Below are 263 nucleotides of genomic sequence, written 5' to 3' on the forward strand. Positions count from 1 at the left end.
CCTTCAGCATTGTCAGGCGTGCGGAATGAATCATAGATGACCGTGCCTTGCTTGTCTGTGACATAGACTCGAAAGCTACTATAGGTTTTTTCATCATACTTGATGTCTGGGCGGGTTATATTGTTGTTTGCTAAGGTATTAATAAATGCAGTATCAAGTTGGCTTTGATAATCCTCATCGTACAGCTCTTTTGATTGCAGTGGTTGCTGTAGGCTGGCTGCTAGTAGTTTACTGGTGTCTAAGAGCGTGTCCTCAATCACTTG

The 263-nt window shown here is 43.0% G+C and carries 1 pseudogene; it reads right to left on the bottom strand.

The window, feature by feature from the left end:
• A pseudogene (locus tag AAEZ03_RS27740) lies at positions 1-263 on the bottom strand (hypothetical protein); the annotation flags it as partial.

The sequence above is a fragment of the Pseudomonas sp. HY2-MNA-CIBAN-0224 genome, from assembly GCF_040310285.1.
Classification (GTDB): domain Bacteria; phylum Pseudomonadota; class Gammaproteobacteria; order Pseudomonadales; family Pseudomonadaceae; genus Aquipseudomonas; species Aquipseudomonas helleri.